Annotated in this window: 18 protein-coding genes; 11 read left to right on the plus strand and 7 right to left on the minus strand. The window is 64.7% G+C overall.

From position 1 onward, the window contains the following. Positions 1 to 9: 9 nt before the first annotated feature. The 6 genes from EY713_RS11945 to EY713_RS11970 form a co-directional block, all read right to left on the minus strand. The gene (locus EY713_RS11945) at positions 10 to 336 is read right to left on the minus strand and encodes a hypothetical protein (RefSeq protein ID WP_131115120.1); all 327 of its coding nucleotides are present in this window, start codon (positions 334 to 336) and stop codon (positions 10 to 12) included. A 56-nt stretch (positions 337 to 392) separates the two neighbouring features. Beyond that, positions 393 to 2132: an FAD-dependent oxidoreductase gene (locus tag EY713_RS11950; protein ID WP_131115122.1), complete on the minus strand. Its 1740-nt coding sequence runs from the start codon at positions 2130 to 2132 to the stop codon at positions 393 to 395. A gap of 88 nt (positions 2133 to 2220) precedes the next feature. Continuing rightward, entirely contained in the window at positions 2221 to 3228 is a 1008-nt protein-coding gene (locus EY713_RS11955) for an LLM class flavin-dependent oxidoreductase (RefSeq protein ID WP_131115124.1), read from the minus strand. Between the two features lie 117 nt (positions 3229 to 3345). Further along, positions 3346 to 4287 (minus strand): ketopantoate/pantoate/pantothenate transporter PanS, encoded by a 942-nt coding sequence (gene panS, locus EY713_RS11960; RefSeq protein WP_131115126.1) that lies wholly within the window; start codon positions 4285 to 4287, stop codon positions 3346 to 3348. Positions 4288 to 4372: 85 nt separating this feature from the next. Continuing rightward, on the minus strand, positions 4373 to 5584 hold the full coding sequence (locus tag EY713_RS11965) for an acyl-CoA dehydrogenase (RefSeq protein ID WP_131115128.1): 1212 nt from the start codon (positions 5582 to 5584) through the stop codon (positions 4373 to 4375). A 92-nt stretch (positions 5585 to 5676) separates the two neighbouring features. Continuing rightward, positions 5677 to 6960, minus strand: a complete 1284-nt coding sequence (locus EY713_RS11970) for a BaiN/RdsA family NAD(P)/FAD-dependent oxidoreductase (protein WP_131115130.1) — start codon at positions 6958 to 6960, stop codon at positions 5677 to 5679. Positions 6961 to 7083: 123 nt separating this feature from the next. Here EY713_RS11970 and EY713_RS11975 point away from each other — a divergent pair, with 123 nt between their 5' ends. The 3 genes from EY713_RS11975 (at position 7084) to EY713_RS11985 (ending at position 8973) form a co-directional block, all read left to right on the plus strand. Next, entirely contained in the window at positions 7084 to 7332 is a 249-nt protein-coding gene (locus EY713_RS11975) for a hypothetical protein (protein ID WP_131115132.1), read from the plus strand. Positions 7333 to 7363: 31 nt separating this feature from the next. Next, on the plus strand, positions 7364 to 8611 hold the full coding sequence (locus EY713_RS11980; protein WP_245572698.1) for an MFS transporter: 1248 nt from the start codon (positions 7364 to 7366) through the stop codon (positions 8609 to 8611). Positions 8612 to 8688: 77 nt separating this feature from the next. After that, a complete protein-coding gene (locus EY713_RS11985; protein WP_131115136.1) occupies positions 8689 to 8973 on the plus strand; it encodes an accessory factor UbiK family protein in 285 nt (94 codons plus the stop codon). A 105-nt stretch (positions 8974 to 9078) separates the two neighbouring features. Here EY713_RS11985 and EY713_RS11990 read toward each other — a convergent pair whose 3' ends face one another. Continuing rightward, positions 9079 to 9621 carry a VOC family protein gene (locus EY713_RS11990; protein ID WP_131115138.1) on the minus strand — a complete coding sequence of 181 codons (543 nt, stop codon included), beginning with the start codon at positions 9619 to 9621 and terminating at the stop codon, positions 9079 to 9081. 262 nt (positions 9622 to 9883) lie between these two features. On the opposite strand from EY713_RS11990, the gene EY713_RS11995 reads away from it, so the two are divergent. The 8 genes from EY713_RS11995 to EY713_RS12030 all read left to right on the plus strand — a co-directional run bounded on the left by EY713_RS11995 (position 9884) and on the right by EY713_RS12030 (position 24653). Further along, entirely contained in the window at positions 9884 to 11476 is a 1593-nt protein-coding gene (locus EY713_RS11995) for an efflux transporter outer membrane subunit (RefSeq protein ID WP_165491111.1), read from the plus strand. Positions 11477 to 11495: 19 nt separating this feature from the next. Next, entirely contained in the window at positions 11496 to 13037 is a 1542-nt protein-coding gene (locus EY713_RS12000; protein WP_245572699.1) for an efflux RND transporter periplasmic adaptor subunit, read from the plus strand. Between the two features lie 12 nt (positions 13038 to 13049). Continuing rightward, on the plus strand, positions 13050 to 16259 hold the full coding sequence (locus tag EY713_RS12005) for an efflux RND transporter permease subunit (RefSeq protein ID WP_131115142.1): 3210 nt from the start codon (positions 13050 to 13052) through the stop codon (positions 16257 to 16259). Beyond that, complete coding sequence (locus EY713_RS12010) at positions 16256 to 19441, plus strand: efflux RND transporter permease subunit (protein WP_281015379.1); 3186 nt, start codon at positions 16256 to 16258, stop codon at positions 19439 to 19441. The genes EY713_RS12005 and EY713_RS12010 overlap by 4 nt, the downstream gene beginning before the upstream one ends. 111 nt (positions 19442 to 19552) lie before the next feature. After that, complete coding sequence (locus tag EY713_RS12015) at positions 19553 to 20803, plus strand: sarcosine oxidase subunit beta family protein (protein WP_131115146.1); 1251 nt, start codon at positions 19553 to 19555, stop codon at positions 20801 to 20803. A 1-nt stretch (position 20804) separates the two neighbouring features. Further along, positions 20805 to 21134 (plus strand): sarcosine oxidase subunit delta, encoded by a 330-nt coding sequence (locus EY713_RS12020; RefSeq protein WP_131115148.1) that lies wholly within the window; start codon positions 20805 to 20807, stop codon positions 21132 to 21134. After that, positions 21131 to 24109 (plus strand): sarcosine oxidase subunit alpha family protein, encoded by a 2979-nt coding sequence (locus EY713_RS12025; RefSeq protein WP_131115150.1) that lies wholly within the window; start codon positions 21131 to 21133, stop codon positions 24107 to 24109. Before EY713_RS12020 ends, EY713_RS12025 begins: the two co-directional genes overlap by 4 nt. Further along, positions 24102 to 24653, plus strand: a complete 552-nt coding sequence (locus EY713_RS12030; protein WP_131115151.1) for a sarcosine oxidase subunit gamma — start codon at positions 24102 to 24104, stop codon at positions 24651 to 24653. The genes EY713_RS12025 and EY713_RS12030 overlap by 8 nt, the downstream gene beginning before the upstream one ends. The last annotated feature ends 39 nt before the right edge of the window (positions 24654 to 24692 follow it).

The raw sequence follows: 24692 nt of genomic DNA on the forward strand, positions 1-24692 counted from the left end.
ACGTGGGCGTCACGTGCGAGGTCGGTCCTTCTTCACGTCGCGTGACAGCGTCGTCGGCCACATCTCCGTCTCGCTGGATCGCGTGTCTTGCGCCTTGCGACCGCGTTTCCCATGCGTCAGGGCCAGACCGCCAAGTCCCAAGCCATAGCCGACCTGACAACACACGAAGAGAAGAGCGGCCCAGAACAACACCGTGGCGATCGGAAAATTCTGGGTGACGGCCACGACGCTACCGAGCAACGTGGCAAGAAGAAGCCCGATTGCGAATTGGATCGCCGGCATAAACACCGCCAAAGCACTGCCGATCAGTACCGCGAGGACGCATACCGCCGCCATGTCACTCTCCGAGTCTGGCCACAATCAGACGTTGCGGCACGTTATTCCACAGGACGTTAAGGCTCTGGTCTGCTTTCACTGATCGCGAAAGCGCTTTCCTGCGCCATGGATGTCATCGGGCGATCGGCGAGATAGCGATGGATTGCGGCGACGACCTGCGCGCCCTCGCCAATAGCGCCTCCGACCCGTTTCACCGATCCGGAGCGAACGTCGCCAACCGCAAACACGCCAGGGATGCTGGATTGCAACGGGGATGCGCCCGTGTCGGTCGGGTTCTCGCCCGTCAGGATGAACCCGGCCTTGTCGATCGTGACATCGCATCCCGCGAGCCAGCCGGTCGCGGGATCGGCGCCAATAAATAGGAAGACGTTGCGGATATCCGCCTCAATTTCGTCGCCGTCCCGCCCCTCGCGCCACCGCACCCGCTCAAGCCAGGCCTCTGGCTGTCCGGAGAGTCCGATGATCTCGGTTCGGCGCATCAATTCGATGTTGGATGCCGCCTCAATCCGGTCGATCAGATAACGCGACATGCTGTCGGCGAGGTCGTCGCCGCGGATCATCATCTTGACCAACTTCACGTGGCCAGACAAAAACACGGCCGCCTGACCGGCCGAATTGCCACCTCCCACGAGAATGACATCCTGCCCGGCGCAGAGCTGCGCTTCGATCGGGGAGGCCCAATACCAGACACCACGCCCCTCGAACGTCGCGAGGGAGGGGATATCTGGCCGACGGTAGCGCGCGCCGGTGGCCACCACCACCGACCGGGCGCAGACCGGCGCGCCGTCGTCGATCACGAGCGCGAAGGTCGAACTGGCGTTTCTGCAATCGAGCGACTTGACCGGGCACGGGATCATCATTTCGGCCCCGAACTTCTGGGCTTGAACATAAGCGCGTCCGGTCAAGGCCTGACCGGAGATGCCGGTCGGAAAGCCGAGATAGTTTTCAATGCGGGCGCTGGCCCCGGCCTGTCCGCCATAGGCGCGCTCGTCGAAGACCAGAACCGAGAGGCCCTCCGAGGCCGCGTAGACGGCCGTCGCTAAGCCGGCCGGCCCGGCACCGACGATCGCGACATCGTAGATCCGATCTCGCGCGCCGGAGGCGATCATGCCAAGCTTGGCCGCAATCGCCTCCTCCGTGGCCTGCCGAATGGCTGTCCCGTCCGCAAAGATGGCGAGCGGAAGATCTTGCGCCGCAGGAGCATAACGGGCCACGACATCCCCGGCTTCCGGGTCCGCCGAAGGGTCGAGCACGTGATGAGGCAGGCCGTTGCGGGTGAGAAAATTCTGCAGGCGAAGGATGCCGTTCGATGTCGCTGGGCCGACCAGAACCGGCCCGCCCGCTCCGCTCTGGATGAGATTGACCCGTCTTAGAATGAGGGCCCGCGTGATCCGCTCGCCGAGATCGGCCTCGCCGATGAGAAGGCGGCGGAGATGATCGGGCGGGATGAGCAGGACAACGACGGCACCAAGGGCGCGCCCATCGACGAGAGCCGGTCGCCCCGACAATTGACCGACCTCGGCGAGAAACTGCCCTGGGCCTTCCTCGACGATCGGGACGACATGACCCAGGCCATCGCGTTGCGTGATGGCGACATGGCCCGCCAGAATCACGAAGAGGCCGCAACTCGCTTCGCCGGTTTCGAACAGGGTGTCACGATCCTCGTAGTGTCGGATCGTTCCATAAGGCCGGAGCCGATCGATCTCCCCCTGGGTCAGCGTGGGAAAGATCTGGTCGTAGCGGGGCATCAAGGGCGATGCCCCGGTCGCGCTGGGGAGGACCGTCTCTTGCGCCATATCGATGGTCCGATCTGATCCGGTAGACCGCGTCGATAGATCGCGATCTTCCCCGGATTGTCAAACCACCTCGACGACGCGAGGCGCGTCAGGCGTAAGCCATCTGCCGATTGAACGCTGCCTGCATTTCGCCGAGCAGCTCATACGACCGAAGACGGGCGCCATGATCGAAGATCGCGGAGGCGACGAGCAATTCATCAGCGCCAGTGTTTTCGATCAGACGGTCGAGCCCGCGTCGCACCGTCTCGGGTGAACCGACGAACGAACAACCGAGCATGTTGGAGGCCTGAGCCTTTTCGGCCGGGTTCCAATAGGTGTCGATGTCGTCGATCGGCGGCTGCAGCAGCCCGCGCGTGCCGCGGAACATGTTGGTAAAAGCTTGCTGCATGGACGTGAAGAGGCGGCGCGCCTCGGCGTCGGTCTCGGCCACAACGACATTGACGCCGACCATGGCATGGGGGCGCTCGAGTTGATCGGACGGCTGGAACTTGGCCCGGTACATCGCGAGCGCTTGGATCAAGGCATCCGGCGCGAAATGCGACGCAAACGCGTAGGGGAGGCCCAACATGCCGGCCAGTTGAGCGCCAAACAAGCTCGAGCCCAGGATCCAGAGCGGAACGTTCAGGTCCGTTCCCGGAACGGCCTGGATTGTCTGCCCGGGCTGGAGGGGGCCGAACAGGGCTTGCAGCTCCAGCACGTCCTGCGGAAAATTATCCGCCACCGAAGGATCACGACGCAACGCCCGCAGCGTGCGTTGGTCTGTGCCGGGTGCGCGCCCGAGCCCGAGGTCGATACGACCGGGATAGAGCGAGGCCAGCGTGCCAAATTGTTCGGCGATCACGAGTGGCGCGTGGTTCGGGAGCATGATGCCGCCCGATCCGACCCGGATCGTGCGTGTTCCACCTGCGATATAACCGACGACGACAGCGGTCGCGGCGCTGGCGATACCCACCATATTGTGGTGTTCGGCCACCCAGTAGCGGTTATAGCCCCAACCTTCCGCATGTTGGGCTAGGTCGAGCGTGCGACGCAGCGCGTCCCCTGGCGTGCACCCTTGCGGGACGGGCGCCAGGTCGAGCACGGAAAATGCAGGCATCGTGAACTCCGAAGGAGGCGCGATCGACGCGCGTGTGACCCCTGACATCGGCATCGGAAGCCTTTGACACAAGAGCGTATGGGCTGGAAACGCCGCGTTGGGTCACGCCATGGCCGGTCAGGCGATGCGTTCAATCGGTGTCGCGTCCGGCTTGAAAGGCGGTCGACCGGCCCAAACACCCGCCAACAACGAGCCGGACAGATTGTGCCACACCGAAAAGATGGCGCCCGGCAACGCCGCGAGAGGCGAGAAATATTTGATGCCGAGCGTTGCCGCCAGACCCGAATTCTGCATGCCGACTTCGAGCGCCAACGTTCGGCAGACGCTCTCGTTGAACCCGAGCAGACGCCCGCCCCAGTAGCCGCCAAGCAGCCCGACGCCATTGTGCAGGATGACGCCGACCATCACGAGGGGGCCGACCGCCGCGATACTGGGCTGAGCGCCGCCGACGACCGCGCCGATGATCAGCAGGATCGCCGCGATGGACACGAGCGGCAGCAGGGGCTCGACCCGGCGCACAAGCCTCGATGCGAGGTGATTGACCACAAGCCCGAGCGCAACCGGCAGAGCCACGATCTCGACGATGCTGCCGAGAAGCCCCACCGTATCGACCGCGATATCGGCCGAGACATAAAGGCGGGTCAGCAGCGGCGTCGCCACGATGCCCACGAGCGTCGAGAAGGCACTGATGGTCACGGAGAGCGCCACGTCGCCGCCCGATAAATACACCATGACGGTCGAAGCCGTGCCGCTCGCCACGCTGCCGACCAGGATCATACCGGTCGTGATCTCTGGCGGCATATCGAGCGCATGGGCGATCAGATAGGCTGCGAGCGGCATGATGAGATAATGCAGGCCGAGACCCGCGATTACCGGGCCTGGCTGCACGAAGACGCGTTTGAAATCAGCGATCCTCAGCGACACACCCATCGCGAACATGATGAGACCGAGAAGCAGCGCCACATAGGGCGACACGGGGCGGAACGTGGTTGGCGACAAATAGGCCGCCACCGCCACGAGGACGGTCCAAAGCGGAAACAAGCGGATTACGATCGCCAAGGCACATGTCCGAACTGCAGTAAGGAAAGGCCGCGCGACCCGAAACCCGCGCAAGCGGGGAGGGGACGGCGCAGCCCGAAACGTGTCAGCCGAAGGCTTGAATGCCGGTCTGCGCCCGTCCGAGGATCAGCGCATGGACATCATGCGTTCCCTCGTAGGTGTTGACGGTTTCAAGGTTCTGGGCATGGCGAATGACGTGGTATTCGCCGACGATGCCGTTGCCGCCATGCATGTCCCGCGCCATTCGGGCGATATCGAGCGCCTTCCCGCAATTGTTGCGCTTGATCAGGCTGATCATTTCGGGCGCCATCTGGCCGGCGTCGAACAATTGGCCGACGCGCAAAGCCGCCTGCAAGCCAAGCGCGATCTCGGTCTGCATGTCGGCGAGTTTCTTCTGCACGAGTTGGGTGGCGGCCAGCGGCCGACCGAATTGTTTGCGGTCGAGCGTATAGCTGCGCGCGCGGTGCCAGCAATCCTCGGCCGCTCCCATCACGCCCCAGGCGATTCCATAGCGGGCGCGATTGAGGCAGCCGAACGGCCCCTTGAGGCCCGCCACGTTCGGCAGCAGGCTGGTTTCGGGGACTTCGACGCCCTCCATCACGATCTCGCCCGTGATCGAGGCGCGGAGCGACAGCTTCCCCTCGATCTTCGGCGCCGACAGACCTTTGGCGCCCTTGTCGAGGATGAAGCCGCGGATCGCGCCCTCGTGGGCGTCCGACTTTGCCCAGACCACGAACACATCCGCGATCGGCGCGTTGGAGATCCAGGTTTTGGCGCCGGTGATGCGATAGCCGCCGTCGATCTTCTCGGCGCGTGTCCGCATGCCGGACGGGTCGGAGCCTGCCTCCGGCTCGGTCAGGCCGAAACATCCCACCCATTCGCCGCTGGCAAGCTTCGGCAGGTAGCGCTGGCGCTGCGCCTCGTCGCCATAGGCATGGATCGGGTACATCACCAACGAGGATTGCACGCTCATCATCGAGCGGTAGCCCGAATCGACCCGTTCGACCTCGCGCGCCACCAGCCCATAGGCCACATAGGATGCGGCCGCCCCGCCATATTGCTCCGGCAGCGTCACGCCGAGCAGGCCGAGCGAGCCCATCTCCTCGAAGATCGCCCGATCGGTCTTTTCATGAGCGTAAGCGTCGACGATGCGCGGCTGCAGCTTCTCCTGAGCAAAAGCCCGTGCCGTGTCACCGATCATCCGTTCGTCCTCGCTCAATTGCTCGGCAAGGCGGAACGGATCATCCCACTGGAATTGCGCGGCAGAGCGATGCAGAGCGGCGGGCATCTCGGTCATAGACAGGTCTCGCGAGGGGTGAACTGACGGGAGGCATTGCTTCCATTTAATCCGAAACCGCGGCTGCAGAAAGAGCCGTCGGCCTGCACGCGTTACGGAGCGCGGGAACCACCGGCCGCGAGCCAGGCGAGAGCTCCACGGGCCGCAGCCGCCCCGGTCGCGAAATTTACCTGGAGCAGGTAGCCACCGGTCGGGGCTTCCCAGTCCAGCATTTCACCAGCCGCGAAGACGCCCGGATGCGTCCTCAGCATATAATCGGGGCCGATTGCATCGAAGCGGATGCCGCCCGCGCTGGAGATGGCGCGCGCCATCGGAGCCGTCCCGGTCAAGCGCACCGGCACGGCATTGACCAAGGCCGCCAGCCGTTCGGGACTCATGTCGGCCAAAGGCTCCGTGTGGCCCGTCGCCGCAGCAACGTGATGTGCTTCCTGCACCAGGCCGATCGCCGCTGGCGAGAGCTTCAGGGATTTGCGGAGATAGGTCGAAAAGGATTGCTTCGAGGGACGATGCCCGAGGCGGCGCGCCAGCGTCGGGGTGTCGATGTCCGGCCGCAGCGCCACCAGCAGGGTCGTGCCTCCCTGCGCCTGGATAGCATCCCGGAGGGGAGCCGACAGCGCATAAACCGCGCCGCCTTCCAGCCCCGCCCTCGTCACCATGGCGTCTCCCCGCACTGTCTGGCCCGCGCCGGTCAAAGCGACGTTCTTGAGTGGATGCCCCTCGAATCGTTCGCGAAACATCACTGACCAATCGACCGTCATGCCGCAATTTGCCGGGCGCAACGGCGCGACATCGACGCCAGCCTGTCGCAACGGCGCGACCCACGCGCCATCCGAGCCGAGTTGCGGCCACGTCGCGCCGCCGAGCGCCAGAAGAGTCGCGTCGGCATGAGCGACCACAGCGGCGCCGTCCGGCCCCTCGAACAGCAGGCCGCCATCCGTGGTCCAACCGGTCCAGCGGTGACGCGGCTTGAACGTCACGCCGCGTTGATCGAGACGCCGCAACCAGGCGCGGAGAAGCGGCGATGTCTTGAAGCTCGCGGGAAACACCCGACCGCTCGACCCGATGAAGGTGGCTTGGCCGAGCGCCGCGCTCCAGGCTCGAAGCGTATCCGGCCCGAAGGCGTCGAGAGCAGGGCGCAAGACGGCTGCGGCCGAGCCGTAACGCGGGACAAAGGCCTCGAGTGGCTCGCTATGCGTGAGGTTCAGGCCGCCACGGCCGGCAAGCAGGAACTTGCGGCCGACCGACGGCATGCGATCGTAGACCGTCACGTTGGCACCGGCCTCGGCAGCGACCTCGGCCGCCATCAGGCCGGCCGGCCCAGCTCCGATGATCGCCAGCGTCGGGGCGGCCCGGCTCGCATGGGGCGACGAGATCATGCCGGCATCCGGTCACGGCGAGGTTGTCGCTTGATCGGAGAAGTGAGGAAAGTCCGCATCGAGGTCTTGGTTTCCGTTTGATCTTCTGTCGATCCACCTTACAGCAGAGATCATGCAGATCGCGTGAGCCGCGTCGATGGCATGACCGATCGAACCGACAGCTCGTCGCTCCAGGGTGAATTGGAATGGGACCGAATGGCGATCAAGTTCGAAGATAAGTCCGCACCGGACGCCAAAAGCGCCAAGAAACCGGTCGCGGCTCCGGCGACGCCGCGCGAACCTTCCGGTGATGGCGCGCCCGAAGGCGATCTCGGCTTCGGCGAGTTCGGCACAAGCACGGCGAAGGGCAAGACCAAGCGACGGGGGCGATAGCGCTGCGCTCCGGTTCGGTGAGGGATCGCCCGTGACGGTTCCAGATCTCGAGATCGAAGCGCCCGCCCTGCTGCGCCGCCCGTCTTTCGTGCGGTATTGGTCCGCACGGGTGAGTTCGACGGTCGCGTTTCAGATGACCGCGGTCGTGGTCGGCTGGCAGGTCTATAGTCTCACCGGTAGCACGGTCGAACTCGGGCTTGTGGGCCTGATGCAATTTCTGCCGATGCTGCTGCTGACGATCCCGGCCGGCCATGTCGCCGATCGCTACGACAGACGGATCGTGGTCCGGATCTGCCAGATGGTCGAAGGCTGTGCGACGGCCTTGCTTGCCGTCGGCAGCTACGAGGGCTGGCTCAGCGTTCATGTAATTTTCGCCGCCGTCGCGGTGCTCGGGGCATGCCGGACGTTCGAGAGCCCGACGGTCTCGGCGCTTCTGCCCGGCGTCGTCCCGTTGGCGCTGCTGCCCTCCGCCTTGGCGCTCTCCGCCTCCGCGACGCAAACCGCGACCATCATCGGCCCGGCGCTCGGCGGCTTTCTCTACGTGCTCGGTTCGGCCTCCGCCTATGGGACCGTGGCGGTCTTGTTCTTCGTGTCGAGTGTTCTGGTCGGTGGCATCGCCATGGCGCGAGTAACGCCCCGCCGGGAACCCGTCACAATCGAATCACTCCTGTCCGGTTTCGTCTACATCCGCGATCATCCGATCGTGTTGGGCGCCATTTCGCTCGACCTCTTCGCCGTGCTGCTGGGCGGTGCCACGGCGCTGTTGCCGGTCTATGCGCGCGACATCCTCCATACGTCGCCCATCGGGCTCGGCCTGTTACGGGGCGCGCCGGCGGTCGGCGCTCTGACGACCTCGATCCTCCTCGCGCGCCATCCGCTTCGTCGACATGTGGGTTTGACCATGTTCGCGGCCGTCGTGGTGTTCGGCCTCGCCACCATCGTGTTCGGTTTGTCGACCTCGTTTCCGCTGTCGCTCGCGGCGCTCGTCCTGCTCGGTGCTTCGGACGTGGTCAGCGTCGTGATCCGGGGAACGCTTGTCCAATTGGAGACGCCCGATGCGATGCGCGGCCGGGTGAGCGCCGTCAATTCGATGTTTATCGGCACGTCCAACCAGCTCGGCGAGTTCGAGTCCGGGATGACGGCGGCGCTGTTGGGCACCGTCCCGGCCGTCGTGGTCGGCGGTCTCGGCACCATCATGGTGGCGGTGCTCTGGTCCCGGCTGTTTCCCTCCCTGCGCACGGTGCAGCGTCTCGACGGCGACCGCAGCTCAGCGCCGTGATGATGGCACGGGTGGCCCGCTCTGCTTGGCCTCATCTGGTGCGCGTGCTAGATGCGAGGCCCAATCAGGAGTTCGAAATGTCTCAGAAAAGCGGCCGCTTCATCGACGATTTCGCCCGTCTCGTGACCGACGCGGCCGGTGTGGCGCAGGGGGTTCGGCGCGAGGCCGAAACCGTCGTCAAGACCCAGACGGAGCGTCTTCTCTCGACCATGAACGTCGTGACGCGCGAGGAATTCGAAGCCGTGCGCGAGATGGCTTCCCTGGCCCGCGACGAGAACGACGCCTTGAAGCGGCGGATCGCGGCTCTCGAAGCGCGTCTCGACGACATCAGGCCGCCGGTCGACGGTACCATCATGGCTTGAGCCCTTTAGGCTCCAGCGGGCTGAGCCTTATGATTGAAGCGGGATGAGCTTAACGGCTCACGTTGGCTAAGCCTTCATTGGCCCAATCCCTCGTGACCTCAGCCCTCAGGTGAGGGGCGGCTCACGCAGGAGACTGCGGAGATCGAGCGCCGCCGTCACCATGGCGATCTGGCCATCTGCATCGCGCGGCCATTCCTTGCGCGGGCGGTCCCAATACAGTTCGACGCCATTTTGATCGGGGTCGTTCAAATAGAGCGCTTCGGAGACGCCATGGTCGCTTGCTCCGTCTAATGGCACCTTGTTGTCGATCAAGCGACGGAGCGCATCCGCGAGCTCGGCGCGCGTCGGATACAGGATCGCAAGATGGAAGAGCCCTGTGCTGCCGCGCGGTGGAGGCGATCCGCCTTTGCTCTCCCAGGTGTTGAGGCCGATTTGGTGATGGTAGCCGCCGCCGGCGATGAAGGCCGCCTGCGACCCGAACCGCTGCATGAGTTCGAACCCGAGGACGCCACAGTAGAAGGCGAGCGACCGATCGAGATCAGCGACCTTCAGATGGACATGTCCGATTCGGACGCCGGCCGAGATCGGTCGTGGCGTGAGTGGCGTTGCCGCAGTCGTCGTCGTGGTGGGCCTGTCGCCTAAACTCATCTCTTCATCCAAACACCATGTCGACGCCCAATTGACGTCTTGAGGAAGCCTTAAAGTTTCTTGGCGACCCCGTCGATTAATTTTGCCTGATGCTTTTGCGACACGGCTCACAAGAGACTGTCGTCCGCGAGGTTCATGCGCTTGCCAATTCCCGGTCACTCGACCTTAAACATGGCTGCGGGTGCGCCCCCTCAGTGTCGTGAGTCTCAGTGATCGTGAATTCCAGCTCAGCTTTTCCGATCCGGACATCGAGCGCGCTCGGGTGACGCGTCGCTCCCTCAAAAGCACGCGGGCCACATGTCTCGTCATCGTCCTGGCTGGCGCGACGGCCGGGTGCACGTTCGACGAGACTAAGCCGGCGCTCGGGATCGCCACGCCGGCCAAATTCGATTACGGCGGCCCGAAAGCCGCACCGCCGATCAGCGCCGATTGGCCGGGTTTGTTCGGCTCGCCGGAGTTGACGCGCCTTGCGGCCGGCACGGCTAGCGGCAACCTCGACATTGCGGCAGCCGCAGCCCGCATCGTGCAGGCGCAAGCTCAGGTCGAACAGCAAAGCGCCGCCCTCTTTCCGCAACTCTCCGGCAGCGCCAACGCGCAGCGAACGTTCTCGCCCTCCACCACTTTCCGGAGTGGCTCGGGAACCGCGGGAGGCTCGGCCAGCAACCTGTTCCAGCTCGGCCTGACAGCGAGTTACGAGGTCGATTTCTGGGGCCGCAATGCCTATACGAGCGTCGCGGCGGAGCAAAACGCTCTCGCGTCGCAGTTCTCGCGCGACACCGTGGCCTTGTCGTCCGTCGCCTCGGTCGTCAGCACCTATTTCACTCTGCTGTCGGCTCAGGATCGGCTGCGGATCGCGCGGGAGAACGTGCGGAGCGCCCGTGAGGTGCTGGAAGCCATCAAGGGCCGCCTCACGGTCGGAACCGTCACCGCTTTGGAGGTTGCCGAGCAGGAGAGCGTGGTCAACCAGCAATTGGCGACCATTCCGCTGCTTCAATTACAGGCCGATCAGGCCAGGACGCAGATCGCCATCCTCATGGGGCGCACGCCCGAAAGCGTTCATGTCGCGGGCGGTTCGCTCAACGCATTGCGCTCGCCTCGCATTCCGGCCGGCGTTCCGTCCCAGTTGCTGCGGCGGCGACCCGACATCGCCTCGGCCGAGGCGACGCTGGCCTCTGCGGACGCCACCGTACAGGCGGCGCGGGCCGCCTTCTTTCCCTCCATCACGCTCACGGGGAATGGCGGCGTCGAAAGTGCACTGCTACAGAATCTCCTCAAGCCGGAGGCGCTGTTTGGCACGATCGCCGGCGGCCTGACGCAACCGCTGTTCGACGGCTACACGTTGCAAGGCAACCTCGACCAGACGCGGGGCGTGCGCCGTGAGGATCTCGAAACCTATCGCAAAGCGATTTTGCAGTCGCTCGTCGACGTCGAAAACGCCCTGGTGGCGATCCGCCGCAACCTCGAACACGAAAAGCTTCTCGCCGATGTCGTGGTCTCCTCGCGCCGCGCCTATGACATCACAAAGGAGCGTTTGAAGCTCGGCACGATCGATATCGTGACCGTGCTCAACACTCAATTGACGCTGTTTGGGGCTGAGGACGCGGTCGCGGTTGCGAAACTGGCTCGTTTCCAAGCCATCGCCAGCTTGGCGCAAGCGCTCGGCGGCGGTTGGGTCTATCCAAAAACCGGGCCGGTCGAGCCGGCGATCGCATTTCCGGCGCCCCTGACCTATGGCATACCGGGACAGGCCATCGTTCCGCCCAATCAAGCTGCGACCGAGACGCATGAGCTTCTCGGCCAGCCCCCGATCCCGAGCGTCGGTCCGCCCTGGGCACCCGGGCTGGGGCCGACTTGAAGCCAAGCGGTGAGTGTCATTGAAACGGTTTCTGTTCCTGCTCGTCCTTGTGGCGGTCGCGACGGTCTTCCTGGCCGAGCGTTACGTCTGGCTGCGCGATGCTATGCCCTGGTTGCCGCATCTGCCGTGGGCCAAGACCGAGACGGCCTCGACCGCCGCTGACGGCGCGGCTCTGGGGCAGGGCGCTGGCCGGCATCGCTCGGGTGGCGCGGCGGGAAAATCGGCCGCAGGCGGCGGACGTCGAGGCGGCTTCGGCGGACCGACGCCGGTGCTTGTGGCGCAGGCCCGCTACACCGACCTGCCGGTCACGGCAGACATTCTCGGGACCGTGCAGGCGACCAACACCGTCACGGTCAAGACGCAGGTCGACGGCAAGTTGATCGAGGTGGATTTCCAAGAAGGGCAGGACGTCAAGAAGGGCGATATCCTGGCCCGGATCGATCCGGCCACCTATCAGGCCTCCTATGATCAGGCGGTCGCCAAAAAAGCCCAGGACGACAGCATTCTGGCCAATGCCCAGGTCGATCTGATCCGCTATCAAAAGCTGGCCGAGACCCAATATGGCTCGCACCAGCAGGCCGATACGCAGAAGGCTCTGGTGACGCAGACACAGGCGATCGTGCAGCAGGATCAAGCCGCGATCGATAGCGCCAAGACGACATTGAACTACGCCACGATCCGGTCACCAATCGATGGCCGCACTGGTATCCGGCTGGTGGATCAGGGCAACATCGTCCATGCGTCGGATACGACCGGAATCGTCACGGTGGCGCAGGTGCGGCCGATCTCCATCATCGTCAACCTGCCGCAGCAATATCTTGCCTCCGTCAACGCCTCCAATGCGCGTGGATCCTTGAAAGCCGAGGCGCGGGATGGTGACAACCGGAAGGTGATCGATACCGGCGTGCTGCAGGTGATCGACAATACCATCGACCAGACCACCGGAACCGTGAAGCTGAAGGCCAGTTTTCCGAACGACAAGCTGCAACTCTGGCCCGGTCAATTCGTCAACGTGCGGCTCTATATCGATATGCTGTCGCATGTCGTCGTGGTGCCGACCTCCGCGGTGCAGCGCGGTCCCGATGGCAGCTTCGTCTATGTGGTCGGCGACGCCGAAACGGTGAAGATGCAGCCGGTCACGGTGGGGCGGCAGACCGAGACCGATAGCGTCGTGACGGCAGGGCTTGAGGTGCCGGCCACGGTGGTGACGACCGGCTTCACACGGCTGACCGATGGTTCGAAGGTCACGATCTCGACCGCGACGGCATCGGCCGGCGCCTCCGACGCACCCGTCGGTGGGGGCGAAGCCGTGCCGTCCGGCAAACAAGGCGAAACCGCACGGCCGAATGCTGCGGGCCAGCCCATGATCCCGACAAGCGCGACGGGATCGGCGCCCGCCAGCGGCCACACGGGGGATGTTCCGGCCGAGACACCGGCCGCGTCCGCAACCCCGAACGACACACCGCCCGAGGCCGACCAGACGCGGCATCGTCACCGCGACGGTCGCAAGCCACGCGACGTCAATCAAAGCCAAAGTAACCCCGGACCGACCGCCAATTAAGACGCAACCCTGATGAACGTCTCGTCGCCCTTCATCCTCCGGCCTGTCGCCACATCGCTGCTCGCGGTGGCGGTGCTGCTGGCTGGGCTGCTGGGCTATAAGCAGCTCTCCGTTTCGGCGCTGCCGCAGGTCGATTTTCCCACCATTCAGGTCACGACCCAATTGCCGGGCGGCAACCCGGATACGATCGCGTCACTCGTCACGGCCTCGCTGGAGCGGCAATTCGGGCAGATCCCGGCGCTCGCCAACATGACGTCGCAAAGCTCCTTCGGGCTGAGCCAGATCACGCTGCAATTCAATCTCGACCGCGACATCGATGCGGCCGCGCAAGACGTGCAATCGGCCATCAACGCCGCCGCGTCGACGCTGCCGCGCAACCTGCCTTACCCGCCGACCTATTCCAAGGTGAACCCGGCCGATACGCCGATCGTGACGCTGGCCTTGACCTCGAAATCGGTTTCGCTGCGTGACCTGAGCGATGTCGCCGATACGCTTCTGGCGCCCCGCCTCAGCGAAGTGTCGGGCGTCGGTCATGTGTCGGTGCAGGGCAACATACGGCCCGCCGTCCGCATCCAGGCCGACCTGACCCGCATGGCCGCCTACCAACTCGGTATGGAGGATCTGCGAAATGCCGTCGTGGCCGCCAATGTGGCCGGGTCGAAAGGCTCGCTGGACGGAAAGACCCAGGCTTACACGATCGCGGCCAACGACCAGATCGAGGCGGCGGGTGCTTACAGGGACGTCGTCGTTGCCTATCGGAACAATTCGGCGGTTCTGGTGCGCGACATCGCCAGCGTGATCGACGGTGTCGAAAACGTGCGCGCCGCCGGCTGGTTTCAGGGCGATCCCGCCATCATCATCGACGTGCAGCGTCAGCCCGGCGCCAATGTGGTGCAGACCGTCGATCGCGTGCTGCAACAGCTACCTCGCCTTCGCACCGCGCTGGCGTCAGGAGCCAAACTCGAGGTGGTGCACGACTCGACCGACACCATCCGCGCCTCCATCGCGGACGTGCAGTTCACTCTCGTGTTGAGCTGCGCCCTCGTCGTGCTCGTGGTGCTGCTGTTTCTCCGTACGGTCCGGGCCACCATCATCGCAGCGGTGGCGCTGCCGCTGTCCATCATGGCGACGTTCGCGGTGATGGCCGCCTTCGGGTTCAGCCTCGACAATCTCTCGCTGATGGCGCTGACCATAGGCACCGGCTTCGTGGTCGACGATGCGATCGTGATGATCGAGAACGTGGTTCGCAAGATCGAAGATGGCGAGACGCCGCTTCAGGCCGCCCTCACCGGTGCGCGGCAGATCGGTTTTACAGTCATCTCGTTGACCGTGTCGCTGATCGCGGTCTTCATCCCGCTGTTGTTCATGACGGGACTCGTGGGCCGCATGTTCCGTGAATTCGCTCTCACGCTAACGTTCGCGGTGATCGTCTCGGCCGTCGTGTCGCTGACCCTGACGCCGATGATGTGCGGACGCCTGCTGCGCGCCACGCCCGATCGCGAGACTTGGCTGATGCGGATGGTCGAAAAACCGATCACCTGGATGGCGACGCTCTACGGGAACACCCTAGGCTGGGCTCTCCGCCGCCAAAGCCTGATGCTGCTGCTGACGCTGGGAACGCTCGGGCTCACGGTTTATCTCTACGTCATCATCCCGAAAGGCTTTCTGCCCAAGCAGGATACCGGGCTGCTGACCGTCGTGATCGAGGGGTCTCCGACCTCATCCTTCGCGGCCATGACACGCCTTCAGGATCAGGCTGGCGCGATTCTGCGGCGCGATCCCGACGTGACGGCCGTGACGGCGGTGCTTGGCATCGGCACGCTGAACCCGACCTCGAACGTCGCCTCGCTTCAGGTCGGGCTCCGTCCGGCCGATCAGCGCAGCCAGACCTCGACCGAGATCGGCGACCGCATGCGGACCGCGCTGCTCACGATCCCGGGCGTGACGCCTTACGTGAAGCCGATCCAGGACATCCAGATCGCCACGCAGCAAAGCCGCTCGCAATATCAATATACGTTGGTCGGGACGGATGCGACGCAGGTACAGACCTGGTCCGACAAGCTCCTGGCCGAACTTCGGGCCGTGCCGATCCTGTCCCAAGTCGCAGGTGAAACGCAGACCGGCGGACTTCGCGCTTTCGTCGATATCGACCGGCAGAAGGCGGGCCGGCTTGGCGTCAACATGCAACTGATCGACGACACGTTGAACGACGCTTTCGCGCAGCGGCAAATCTCGACCATCTACGCGCAATCCAATCAATATCGCGTGATCCTCGAAGCCGCGCCGCAATATCAGACCGATCCCAATGTGCTCGACAAGCTCTATGTCGGCATCGTTGGCGGGGCCGAAGTGCCGCTGGTGTCGCTCGCGACCTTGAAGCGGACCACCGCGCCGCTATCGATCGACCATCAAGAGCAATTTCCGGCGTCGACGATCAGCTTCGATCTCAGCGAGGGCGCATCGCTCGGGCAGGCCGTGACGGCCATCAAACAGGCTGAGACCGATATCGGTATGCCGCCCTCGATCGCCGGCTCATTCGGGGCCGACGCGGCGGAATTCACCAATTCGCTGGCAAGCGAGCCGATGCTGGTGCTGGCCGCCGTCGTCACGATCTACCTGGTGCTCGGCATCCTCTACGAAAGCTACATCCACCCGCTGACGATCCTGTCGACGCTGCCGTCGGCAGGGGTCGGGGCGTTGCTGGCACTGATCCTCTGCGGTCATGAACTCTCGATCGTGGCGCTGATCGGCATCATCCTGCTGATGGGCATCGTTAAGAAAAACGCCATCATGATGATCGATTTCGCGCGCGAGGCCGAGCGTGTCGAGGGGTTGTCGCCCCTGGATGCCATTGTGAAAGCCTGCCACCTGCGCTTTCGGCCCATCATGATGACGACTCTCGCGGCGCTGTTCGGTGCCATTCCGCTGGCCCTCGCCCATGGCAGCGGCTCTGAGCTTCGCGTCCCACTCGGCATCTCGATCGTGGGCGGCCTTCTGCTCAGCCAGTTGCTCACGCTTTACACGACGCCCGTGATCTACCTGCAACTCGGCCGGGTCGGTGCACGGTTGGGGCTCCGCGACACGCCGCTCTATGATCCGGAGGATGACCTCGAGGTCGATGCCGCGGGCGCGTCCCGCCCCTTCGGTCCGCCCTCGCTCCCGGGCCAGCTGCATGACGGGGACGGCGAGGCGCCCACCATTCCGTCGCGGGCGGCCGAATAATGGGCTTCTCCGACCCCTTCATCCGGCGCCCGATCGGCACCACGCTGATGTGTGTCGGATTGTTCCTGGCCGGGGTTGTGGCCTATTTTCAGCTTCCGGTCGCTAGCCTGCCGTCAGTCGAGTTTCCGGTCGTCCGTGTCAGCGCGTCACGGCCCGGCGCCGATCCCGCCACGATGGCCGCGACGGTCGCGGCGCCGCTCGAGCGGCGGTTGGCCGAAATCTCCGGCGTCACCGAACTGACCTCGACCAGCACGCTCGGCTCGACCTCGATCTCGATCCAGTTCGATCTCAGCCGCAATGCGGATGATGCGGCGCGCGATGTGCAAGCCGCTCTCAACGCCGCGGCCACAGACCTGCCCAGCGACCTGCCGACGCTGCCGGTCTACCGGAAGGCAAATTCGGCCGCCGCGCCGGTCATCATTCTGGCGCTCACGTCGAAAAATCTGCCGACGACAGCGCTGTACGATGCTGCCGATACCGTTCTGGCCCAACGCATTTCGCAGGTCGAAGGCGTGGCGGAAGTCACGGTCAACGGCGCCGACCAGCCCGCCGTCCGGGTGCAGATCGATCCATCGCGGCTCGCCGCCATGGGGCTCGCACTTGACGATGTGCGAGCCGCCATCGCCAACGCCAATGTGGGCGAGGCGGTGGGCGGATTCGATGGGCCGGACCTTGCTGAGACGCTGGCGACCAGCGACCGGCTGAATACGCCGGACGACTACAAGGGCATCATCGTCAAAAACACCAACGGCGTCGTGGTGAAACTCAGCGACGTTGCGGATGTGCAGCAGGGCGTCCGCACGCGCCGCGCCGCGGGCTGGTATAACAAGAAGCCGTCGATCCTCCTGATTGTCACCAAGCAGCCGACCGCCAACGTGATCGACACGGTCGACAGGGTGAAGGCGCTGCTGCCGCAGATGCAGCAGTTTCTCCCGGCCGGCGTCGATATTTCGATCTTCAGCGATCGTACGACCACGATCAGGGCCAGTGTCGAGGATATCCAGTTCACGCTTCTGCTGACCATCGGGCTGGTCATGGGCGTCGTGCTGGTGTTTCTGCGCCGCCTCACCCCTACGCTCGCGGCGGGTGCGGCCGTGCCGCTGTCGCTGGCCGGAACGGTGCTGATGATGTGGCTGTCGGGCTTCAGCCTCGACAACCTCTCGCTGATGGCCATCACGATCTCGGTTGGATTCGTGGTCGACGATGCCATCGTCATGATCGAGAACGTGACCCGCAACATCGAGACCGGCATGAAGCCCCGCGCCGCCGCGATGCTCGGCGCACGGCAGATCGGCTTTACGGTTTTGTCGATCAGTGCGTCGCTGCTGGCCGCCTTCGTGCCGCTGTTGTTCATGCCGGGCCTGATCGGCATCTTCTTCCGCGAATTCTCGCTGACGCTTGCCTATGCGGTGGTCGTTTCGACGGTGGTGTCGCTGACCCTGACACCGATGCTCTGCGCCCACTTCATGACGCATGACCGGGATCGACGGGAAACGCGCTTCGACAAAATCGTCGAGGGGATCCTCGGTTGGCTCATCGCAATCTATGCGTCGTCGCTCAAGGTCACGCTTCGGCATCCGTGGCTGATGGTGCTGGTCATGCTGGCGACGATCGGGTTGACGGTCGTTCTGTTCGGCACCACGCCGAAAGGCTTCTTCCCGCAGGACGACGCGGGGCTCATCATGGGCATGACCGAGGCGTCGGCGGATTCCTCGTTCACCGCCATGTCGGCCTTGCAGCAGGAACTGGCCGATCGGGTCGAAAAGGATCCGGCCGTGGATGGGGTCGGCTCCTTCATCGGTGGCGGCCGTGGCTCGGGCAATCAGGGCAGCTTGTTCATCAGCCTGAAACCGGTTGACCAGCGGGAGCCGATCACCGAGGTGATCGACCGCCTGCGCCGCAAGGTCGCCCATGTCGCTGGCATCTCGTTGTTCATGGTGCCGGTGCAGGATCTTCGGGCTGGCGCTCGCCAAGGCAAGGCACAATATCAATTCACGCTTTGGGACAGCAATCTCGCCGAACTGGTCGAGTGGCAACCCAAGGTCTTGGCTCGGATGAAGCAGGTGCCCGGCCTTGTCGACGTGTCGACCGATCGCGAGCAGGGCGGCCTCCAGGTCGATGTCGTGATCGATCGGCTCAAAGCCGCCCGCCTCGGTGTGCAGATGCAGGCGATCGACAACGCCCTGAACAACGCGTTTGGCGAGCGGCAGATCTCGACCATCTACACTCAGCGCAATCAATATCGCGTGGTTCTGGAGGTCGCGCTCCGCAATCAACGTGATCCGATCGACATCACGAAAATCTATGTGCCGGGGACCCGCCCCGTTTCGGGGGGGCTGAACGCCTCCGGCACGACCGCGATCGCGGCTGTCAGCGATGGCCAGCAAGGCGCGACCGCCGAGGTGCCGCTGACCGCCTTCGCGCATCTCGAGCGCAGTGCGGCGGCCCTCGTGGTCAATCACCAGGGCTCGTTCCCCTCGATCACCATCTCGTATAATCTCACGCCGGGTGCGAGCCTCGACGCCAGCACGGCGGCGGTGTTGCAGGCGGTGGCCGAGATGCATCTGCCAGACGGGCTGCATGCCGAATTTGCGGGCGACGCGCAATTATTCCAGCAGAGCGGCGGCGGGCAGGGGATGCTGATCCTGGCGGCCTTATTCGCCATGTATATCATCCTGGGCGTTCTCTACGAGAGCCTGATCCACCCGATCACCATCATCTCAACGCTCCCCTCCGCCGGCCTCGGCGCACTGGTGGCCCTCAACGCCGTCGGCATGGAACTCACGCTCATCGCCTTCGTGGGCATCATCCTGCTGATCGGCATCGTCAAAAAGAACGGCATCATGCTGGTGGATTTCGCCATCGGGGCCGAACGGGCCCGGTCGCTGACGCCCGAGGTCGCAATCTACGAAGCCTGCCTCGAACGGTTTCGGCCCATCCTCATGACGACGCTCGCGGCGCTGCTCGGGGCGCTGCCGCTGGCGCTCGGCACGGGGGTCGGGGCGGAACTCCGGCGCCCGCTCGGCGTCACCATCGTGGGTGGTCTGATCCTCAGCCAGGTGCTGACGCTTTATACTACGCCCGCCATGTATGTGGTGCTCAGCCGATTGCGGGCGCGGTGGATGCAGTTGCGGCGCAAGGCGGCTCCCGCGCCGATGCCGCTTCCCGCGCCGGGAGAATAGTGCGGCATCCCGCCATATCACAAATTCGACATAGGCTTGTCGTCTCCACGCTAGACGCTTGCGCGCCGGACCATCACAAAGACGGCACGTGCCCCCCGGAGCCTTGTCGACGTGCGATTTTCGCTGCTGAACCTGATCCGCCAAAGCTTCGACGCCAACCGGGGCTGGCCGGAGCAGTGGCGCTCGCCCGAACCGAAAGCGTCCTATGACGCGATCATCATCGGGGGTGGCGGCCATGGCCTCGCCACCGCCTACTATATGGCGGCCGAGCATGGCATGACCAATATCGCGGTGGTCGAAAAGGGTTGGCTGGGTGGTGGCAACACCGGCCGCAACACCACGATCATCCGCTCCAACTATCTCTGGGAAGAGAGCGAGGCGCTCTACAACCGCGCCATGAACCTGTGGCAGGATCTGTCGCATGTGCTGAACTACAATGTCATGTATTCGCCGCGCGGCGTCATGATGCTGGCTCACAACACGCATGACGTGCAGGTGTTCAAGCGGCATGTCCATGCCAACCGCCTCGCCGGCATCGACAACGAATGGTTGAGCCCGGAGGAGGCGCAGGCGTTCTGCCCCATCCTCAACATCTCGCATAACCTGCGCTACCCGATCGTCGGCGCAAGCCTGCAGCGTCGGGGCGGTGTCGCGCGGCACGACGCGGTCGCCTGGGGCTATGCCCGCGCAGCCTCGGCGCTCGGGGTCGATATTTTGCAGAAATGCGAGGTTACGGCGATCCGGCGTGATGCGACCGGCGCCATCAGCGGCATCGACACGACGCGCGGACCGATCGCGACCAAGCGGCTCGGTGTCGTCGCGGCGGGAAACACCAGCGCCGTGATGCAGATGGCCGACGTGCGGCTGCCGCTGGAGAGCTATCCGCTCCAGGCGCTCGTGTCTGAGCCGATCAAGCCGATCATGCCCTGTGTGGTCATGTCGAACACGATCCACGCCTACATGTCGCAATCCGACAAGGGCGAGTTGGTGATCGGGGCCGGCACGGACGCCTACACGTCCTACAGCCAGACCGGCGGTCTGCATATCGCGACCCATACGCTGGATGCGATCTGCGAGCTGTTTCCGACCGTGCGTCGCCTTCGCATGTTGCGGAACTGGGGCGGCATCGTCGACGTCACGCCCGACCGATCCCCCATCATCGGCAAGACGCCGGTGCCTGGGCTGTTCGTCAATTGCGGGTGGGGAACCGGCGGCTTCAAAGCGACGCCCGGATCCGGCAACGTCTTCGCGCATCAGGTCGCGACGGGCGAGCCGCATCCCATCAACGCGCCTTTCTCGCTCGACCGGTTCACGACGGGTCGGCTCATCGACGAAGCGGCCGCTGCCGCGGTGGCTCACTGATATGCTCCTCATTCCCTGCCCATATTGCGGCCCGCGTCCGGAACTCGAATTTAAACATGGCGGTGAGGCTCATGTGGTCCGCGACCCGAGCGTCGCCTTGGACGCAGACTGGGGCGCGTTCCTCTACACGCGCAGCAACACCAAGGGCGTGATCGCCGAGCGCTGGCGGCATGCATCCGGCTGCGGGCGCTTCTTCAACTGCCTGCGCGACACCATGAGCGACATGATCCTGACGACCTACAAGGTCGGCGAGCCGCGTCCCGACCTGTCGGCGACGGATGAAGCGTCATTGCCGGGTGAACAATATCCGGCGGCGGAGTCGACCCAATGAGCGCGCCATACCGCACGCCGACCGGAGGACGGATTGACCGCCGTGCGGCGCGCCGCTTCTGGTTCGATGGACGCAGCTTTGAGGGATTAGAGGGCGACACGCTCGCCTCGGCCTTGCTGAGCCACGGGATCCACTTCGTTGGCCGTTCGTTTAAATATCACCGCCCGCGCGGTTTTCTTGCGGCTGGATCCGAGGAGCCGAACGCGCTCGCGGTCATCGATCGGGGCACCGGCCGCGAGACCCCGAACCTCCGCATGACGCAGGTCGAGCTCTACGAGGGTCTTGAGGCACGCAGCCAGAACCATTGGCCCTCGTTGTTCTATGACGTCGGCGCCATCAATGGCATGCTGGCCCCGATCTTCGCGGCGGGTTTCTATTATAAGACCTTCATGGGGCCCCGCTTCATGCGGGGGCCGGGCGTCTGGACCAAGCTGTTCGAGCCCGCGATCCGCCGCGCCGCCGGTCTCGGGCCGGCCCCGACCGCGCCTGACCCCGACATCTATGCTGGCCGTTTCGCGCATTGCGACGTGTTGGTGGTCGGCGCCGGACCGGCCGGCCTTGCAGCGACGCTCGCCGCGGCGCGAGCGGGCAAACGCGTGATTCTCTGCGACGAGGGGAGTGAATTCGGCGGCTCGCTTCTGTCCGAGCCTCACCTCACAATCGACGGACAGCCTGCGGCGGATTGGCTGCTTGCAGCCCTGGCCAACCTCGGCGCGATGGCAAACGTGACGCTGCTGCCCCGCACCCAGGCATTCGGCTATTACGGCCATAACCTCGTGGCTTTGACCGAGCGGCTGACCGACCATCTCGCCTCAAACGATCGTCCCACCCCGCGCGAGCGGATGTGGCAGGTCCGGGCCAAGGAGGTCGTGCTCGCGACCGGAGCGATCGAGCGGCCGCTGGTCTTCCCCGGAAACGATCGTCCAGGCGTGATGCTGGCCGGTTCGGCCCGCGTGTTCCTCAACCGCTATGGCGTGAAGGTCGGCCATCGCGTCTTGGTCGCGACGGCGCATGACAGCGCTTATCGTGCAGCGCTCGATCTCAGGGCTGCCGGCGCCGAGATCGCCGCGATCCTCGATCTGCGCCAGCACCCGAGCGGGCCGCTCGTCGCCGAGGCGGAAGCTGTCGGCATTCGTATTCTGCGCGGCGCGACCGTCACGGGCACCAAGGGCTATTGGCGCGTCAGCGAGGCAACGGTTGGTCACGTCTCCGGCGAGTATGTGACGGACCTCGAGACCATCGCATGCGACGCGCTGCTCATGAGTGGCGGCTGGACGCCGTCGATCCATCTTTTCTCGCAATCGCGCGGCGTCGTTGCCTTCGACGAGGCGAGTGGCATGTTCCTGCCCGATAAAGCCGTCCAGGCGCAGCGCTCCGTCGGGGGCTGCCGTGGCGTATTCGGTATCGCGGACGCCCTGTCGGACGGCGATGCGACGGGCCGCCCCTTCACGGTGCTGGGCGACGATCAGCATGGCCCTGGCGGGTTCATCGGGGCTTTGCCGCAGACCGGCGATGGCGCGCGCGCCAAGGCGTTCGTCGATTTCCAGAATGACGTGACCGCCAAGGACATCAAGCTCGCGACGCGCGAGGGCTTCCGCTCGATCGAGCATATCAAGCGATACACCACGACCGGCATGGCGACCGATCAGGGCAAAACATCGAACCTCAATGCGCTGGCGATCGCCGCAAAGGCCCTCAACGAACCCGTGCCGGCGGTGGGACTGACGACCTTCCGCCAGCCGTTTACGCCTGTGACCTTCGGCAGTTTCGCCGGCATGTCGCGCGGACAATTGTTCGATCCGATTCGCAAGACGCCGATCCATGACTGGGCGGTGGCGCGCGGCGCGCGGTTCGAGGATGTCGCGCTGTGGAAGCGGGCCCATTATTTCCCCGAGGCGGGTGAGGACATGCATGCGGCGGTGGCGCGGGAATGTCGCCGCACGCGGGAGAGCGCCGGCCTGTTCGACGCCTCGACTCTCGGCAAGATCGAGGTGGTTGGGCCCGATGCGGCCGAGTTCCTTAATCGGCTCTATCCGAATGCTTGGCTCAAGCTCGGTGTCGGCCGCTGCCGCTATGGATTGATGCTGAACGAAGCCGGGTTCGTGATGGATGACGGCGTCGTTGGGCGACTGTCGCAGGACCGTTTCCACGTGACGACCACAACCGGGGGCGCACCTCGCGTGCTGGCCCATATGGAGGATTATCTCCAGACCGAGTTTCCCGATCTCAAGGTCTGGTTGACGTCCACCACAGATCAATGGGCCGTCATCGCGGTGCAGGGTCCCCGCGCGCGCGACATTCTCGCGCCGCTGATCGAGGATGTGGATCTGGCGCCTGCCGCCATGCCGCATATGGCGATCCGCGAGGGTCACATCGGTGGCGTACCGATGCGGCTGTTCCGGGTGAGTTTCACGGGCGAACTCGGCTTCGAGGTGAATGTGCCGGCCGATTACGGCCGCGCCGTCTGGGAGGCGATCTGGGCCGAGGCGAAGCGCTACGACGCCGTCGCCTATGGCACGGAGGCGATGCATGTCTTGCGCGCCGAAAAGGGCTACATCATCGTCGGGCAGGAGACGGACGGCACAGCGACGCCGGACGATGTCGGGCTTGGCGGCATGATCTCGGCCAGCAAGCCCGATTTCGTCGGTAAACGGTCTCTGGCTCGCCCCTTCCTGATGGAGGCGGGGCGCAAGCAATTGGTCGGTCTGCTCACGCTCGATCCAACCGTGGTGCTGGACGAGGGCGCCCAAGTGGTTCCCGTATCCGACGCGCCCATCGGCACGCATGCGATCGGCAACGTCACATCATCCTACGCAAGCGCGGTTTTGGGCCGATCGATCGCGATCGCGATGGTCGAAGGTGGTCGCGCTCGGCTTGGCGAGACGATCTATATTCCAATGGCGAGTGGTTCGATCGTGGCCAAAGTCACGACGCCGGTCTTCTACGATCCGCAAGGAGAACGCCTGAATGGTTGAGGCGGCCAAAATCCTCGAGCGCGTCAGCCCACTCGCCGACCAAAAGACCGTGTCGTTCGGCTTGCTTCCTCCCATGACGCGACTGTCGGCGCGTGGGGGTGCCGAGGCGGCCCTGCGTTTCAGCCGCGCCTTTGGAACCTCATTGTCGGCGGATGCACTCAAGGCCACCCAGGCCGGCGATCGTGCGGCGCTCTGGCTCGGGCCGGACGAATGGCTCCTGATTGCACCGCTGGACGACAGGCTCGCGGGCAGCATTGAAGGCGGCCTCGCTGGCGAACCAGGCTGCATCGTCGATATTTCGCACCGGCAAGTCGGCATCGAGGTGACCGGCACCGCCGCCACCGAGGTCCTGAACGCGGGATGTCCGCTCGATCTCGACCTTGCGGCTTTTCCGGTCGGCATGTGCACCCGGACGGTGTTGGCCAAAGCCGATGTCGTTCTGTGGCGCCTCGCGCCTGACCACTTCCGCCTCGAGTGCTGGCGGTCTTTCGCGCCCTATTGCTTCGACTTTCTGAAACAAGCGGCCGACGATTGCGGCTGTTGACGTCACCCTGATGGTGCGGGGTCGCACCATCAGGGTTGA

It is taken from the genome of Lichenihabitans psoromatis (assembly GCF_004323635.1).
Taxonomy (GTDB): domain Bacteria; phylum Pseudomonadota; class Alphaproteobacteria; order Rhizobiales; family Beijerinckiaceae; genus Lichenihabitans; species Lichenihabitans psoromatis.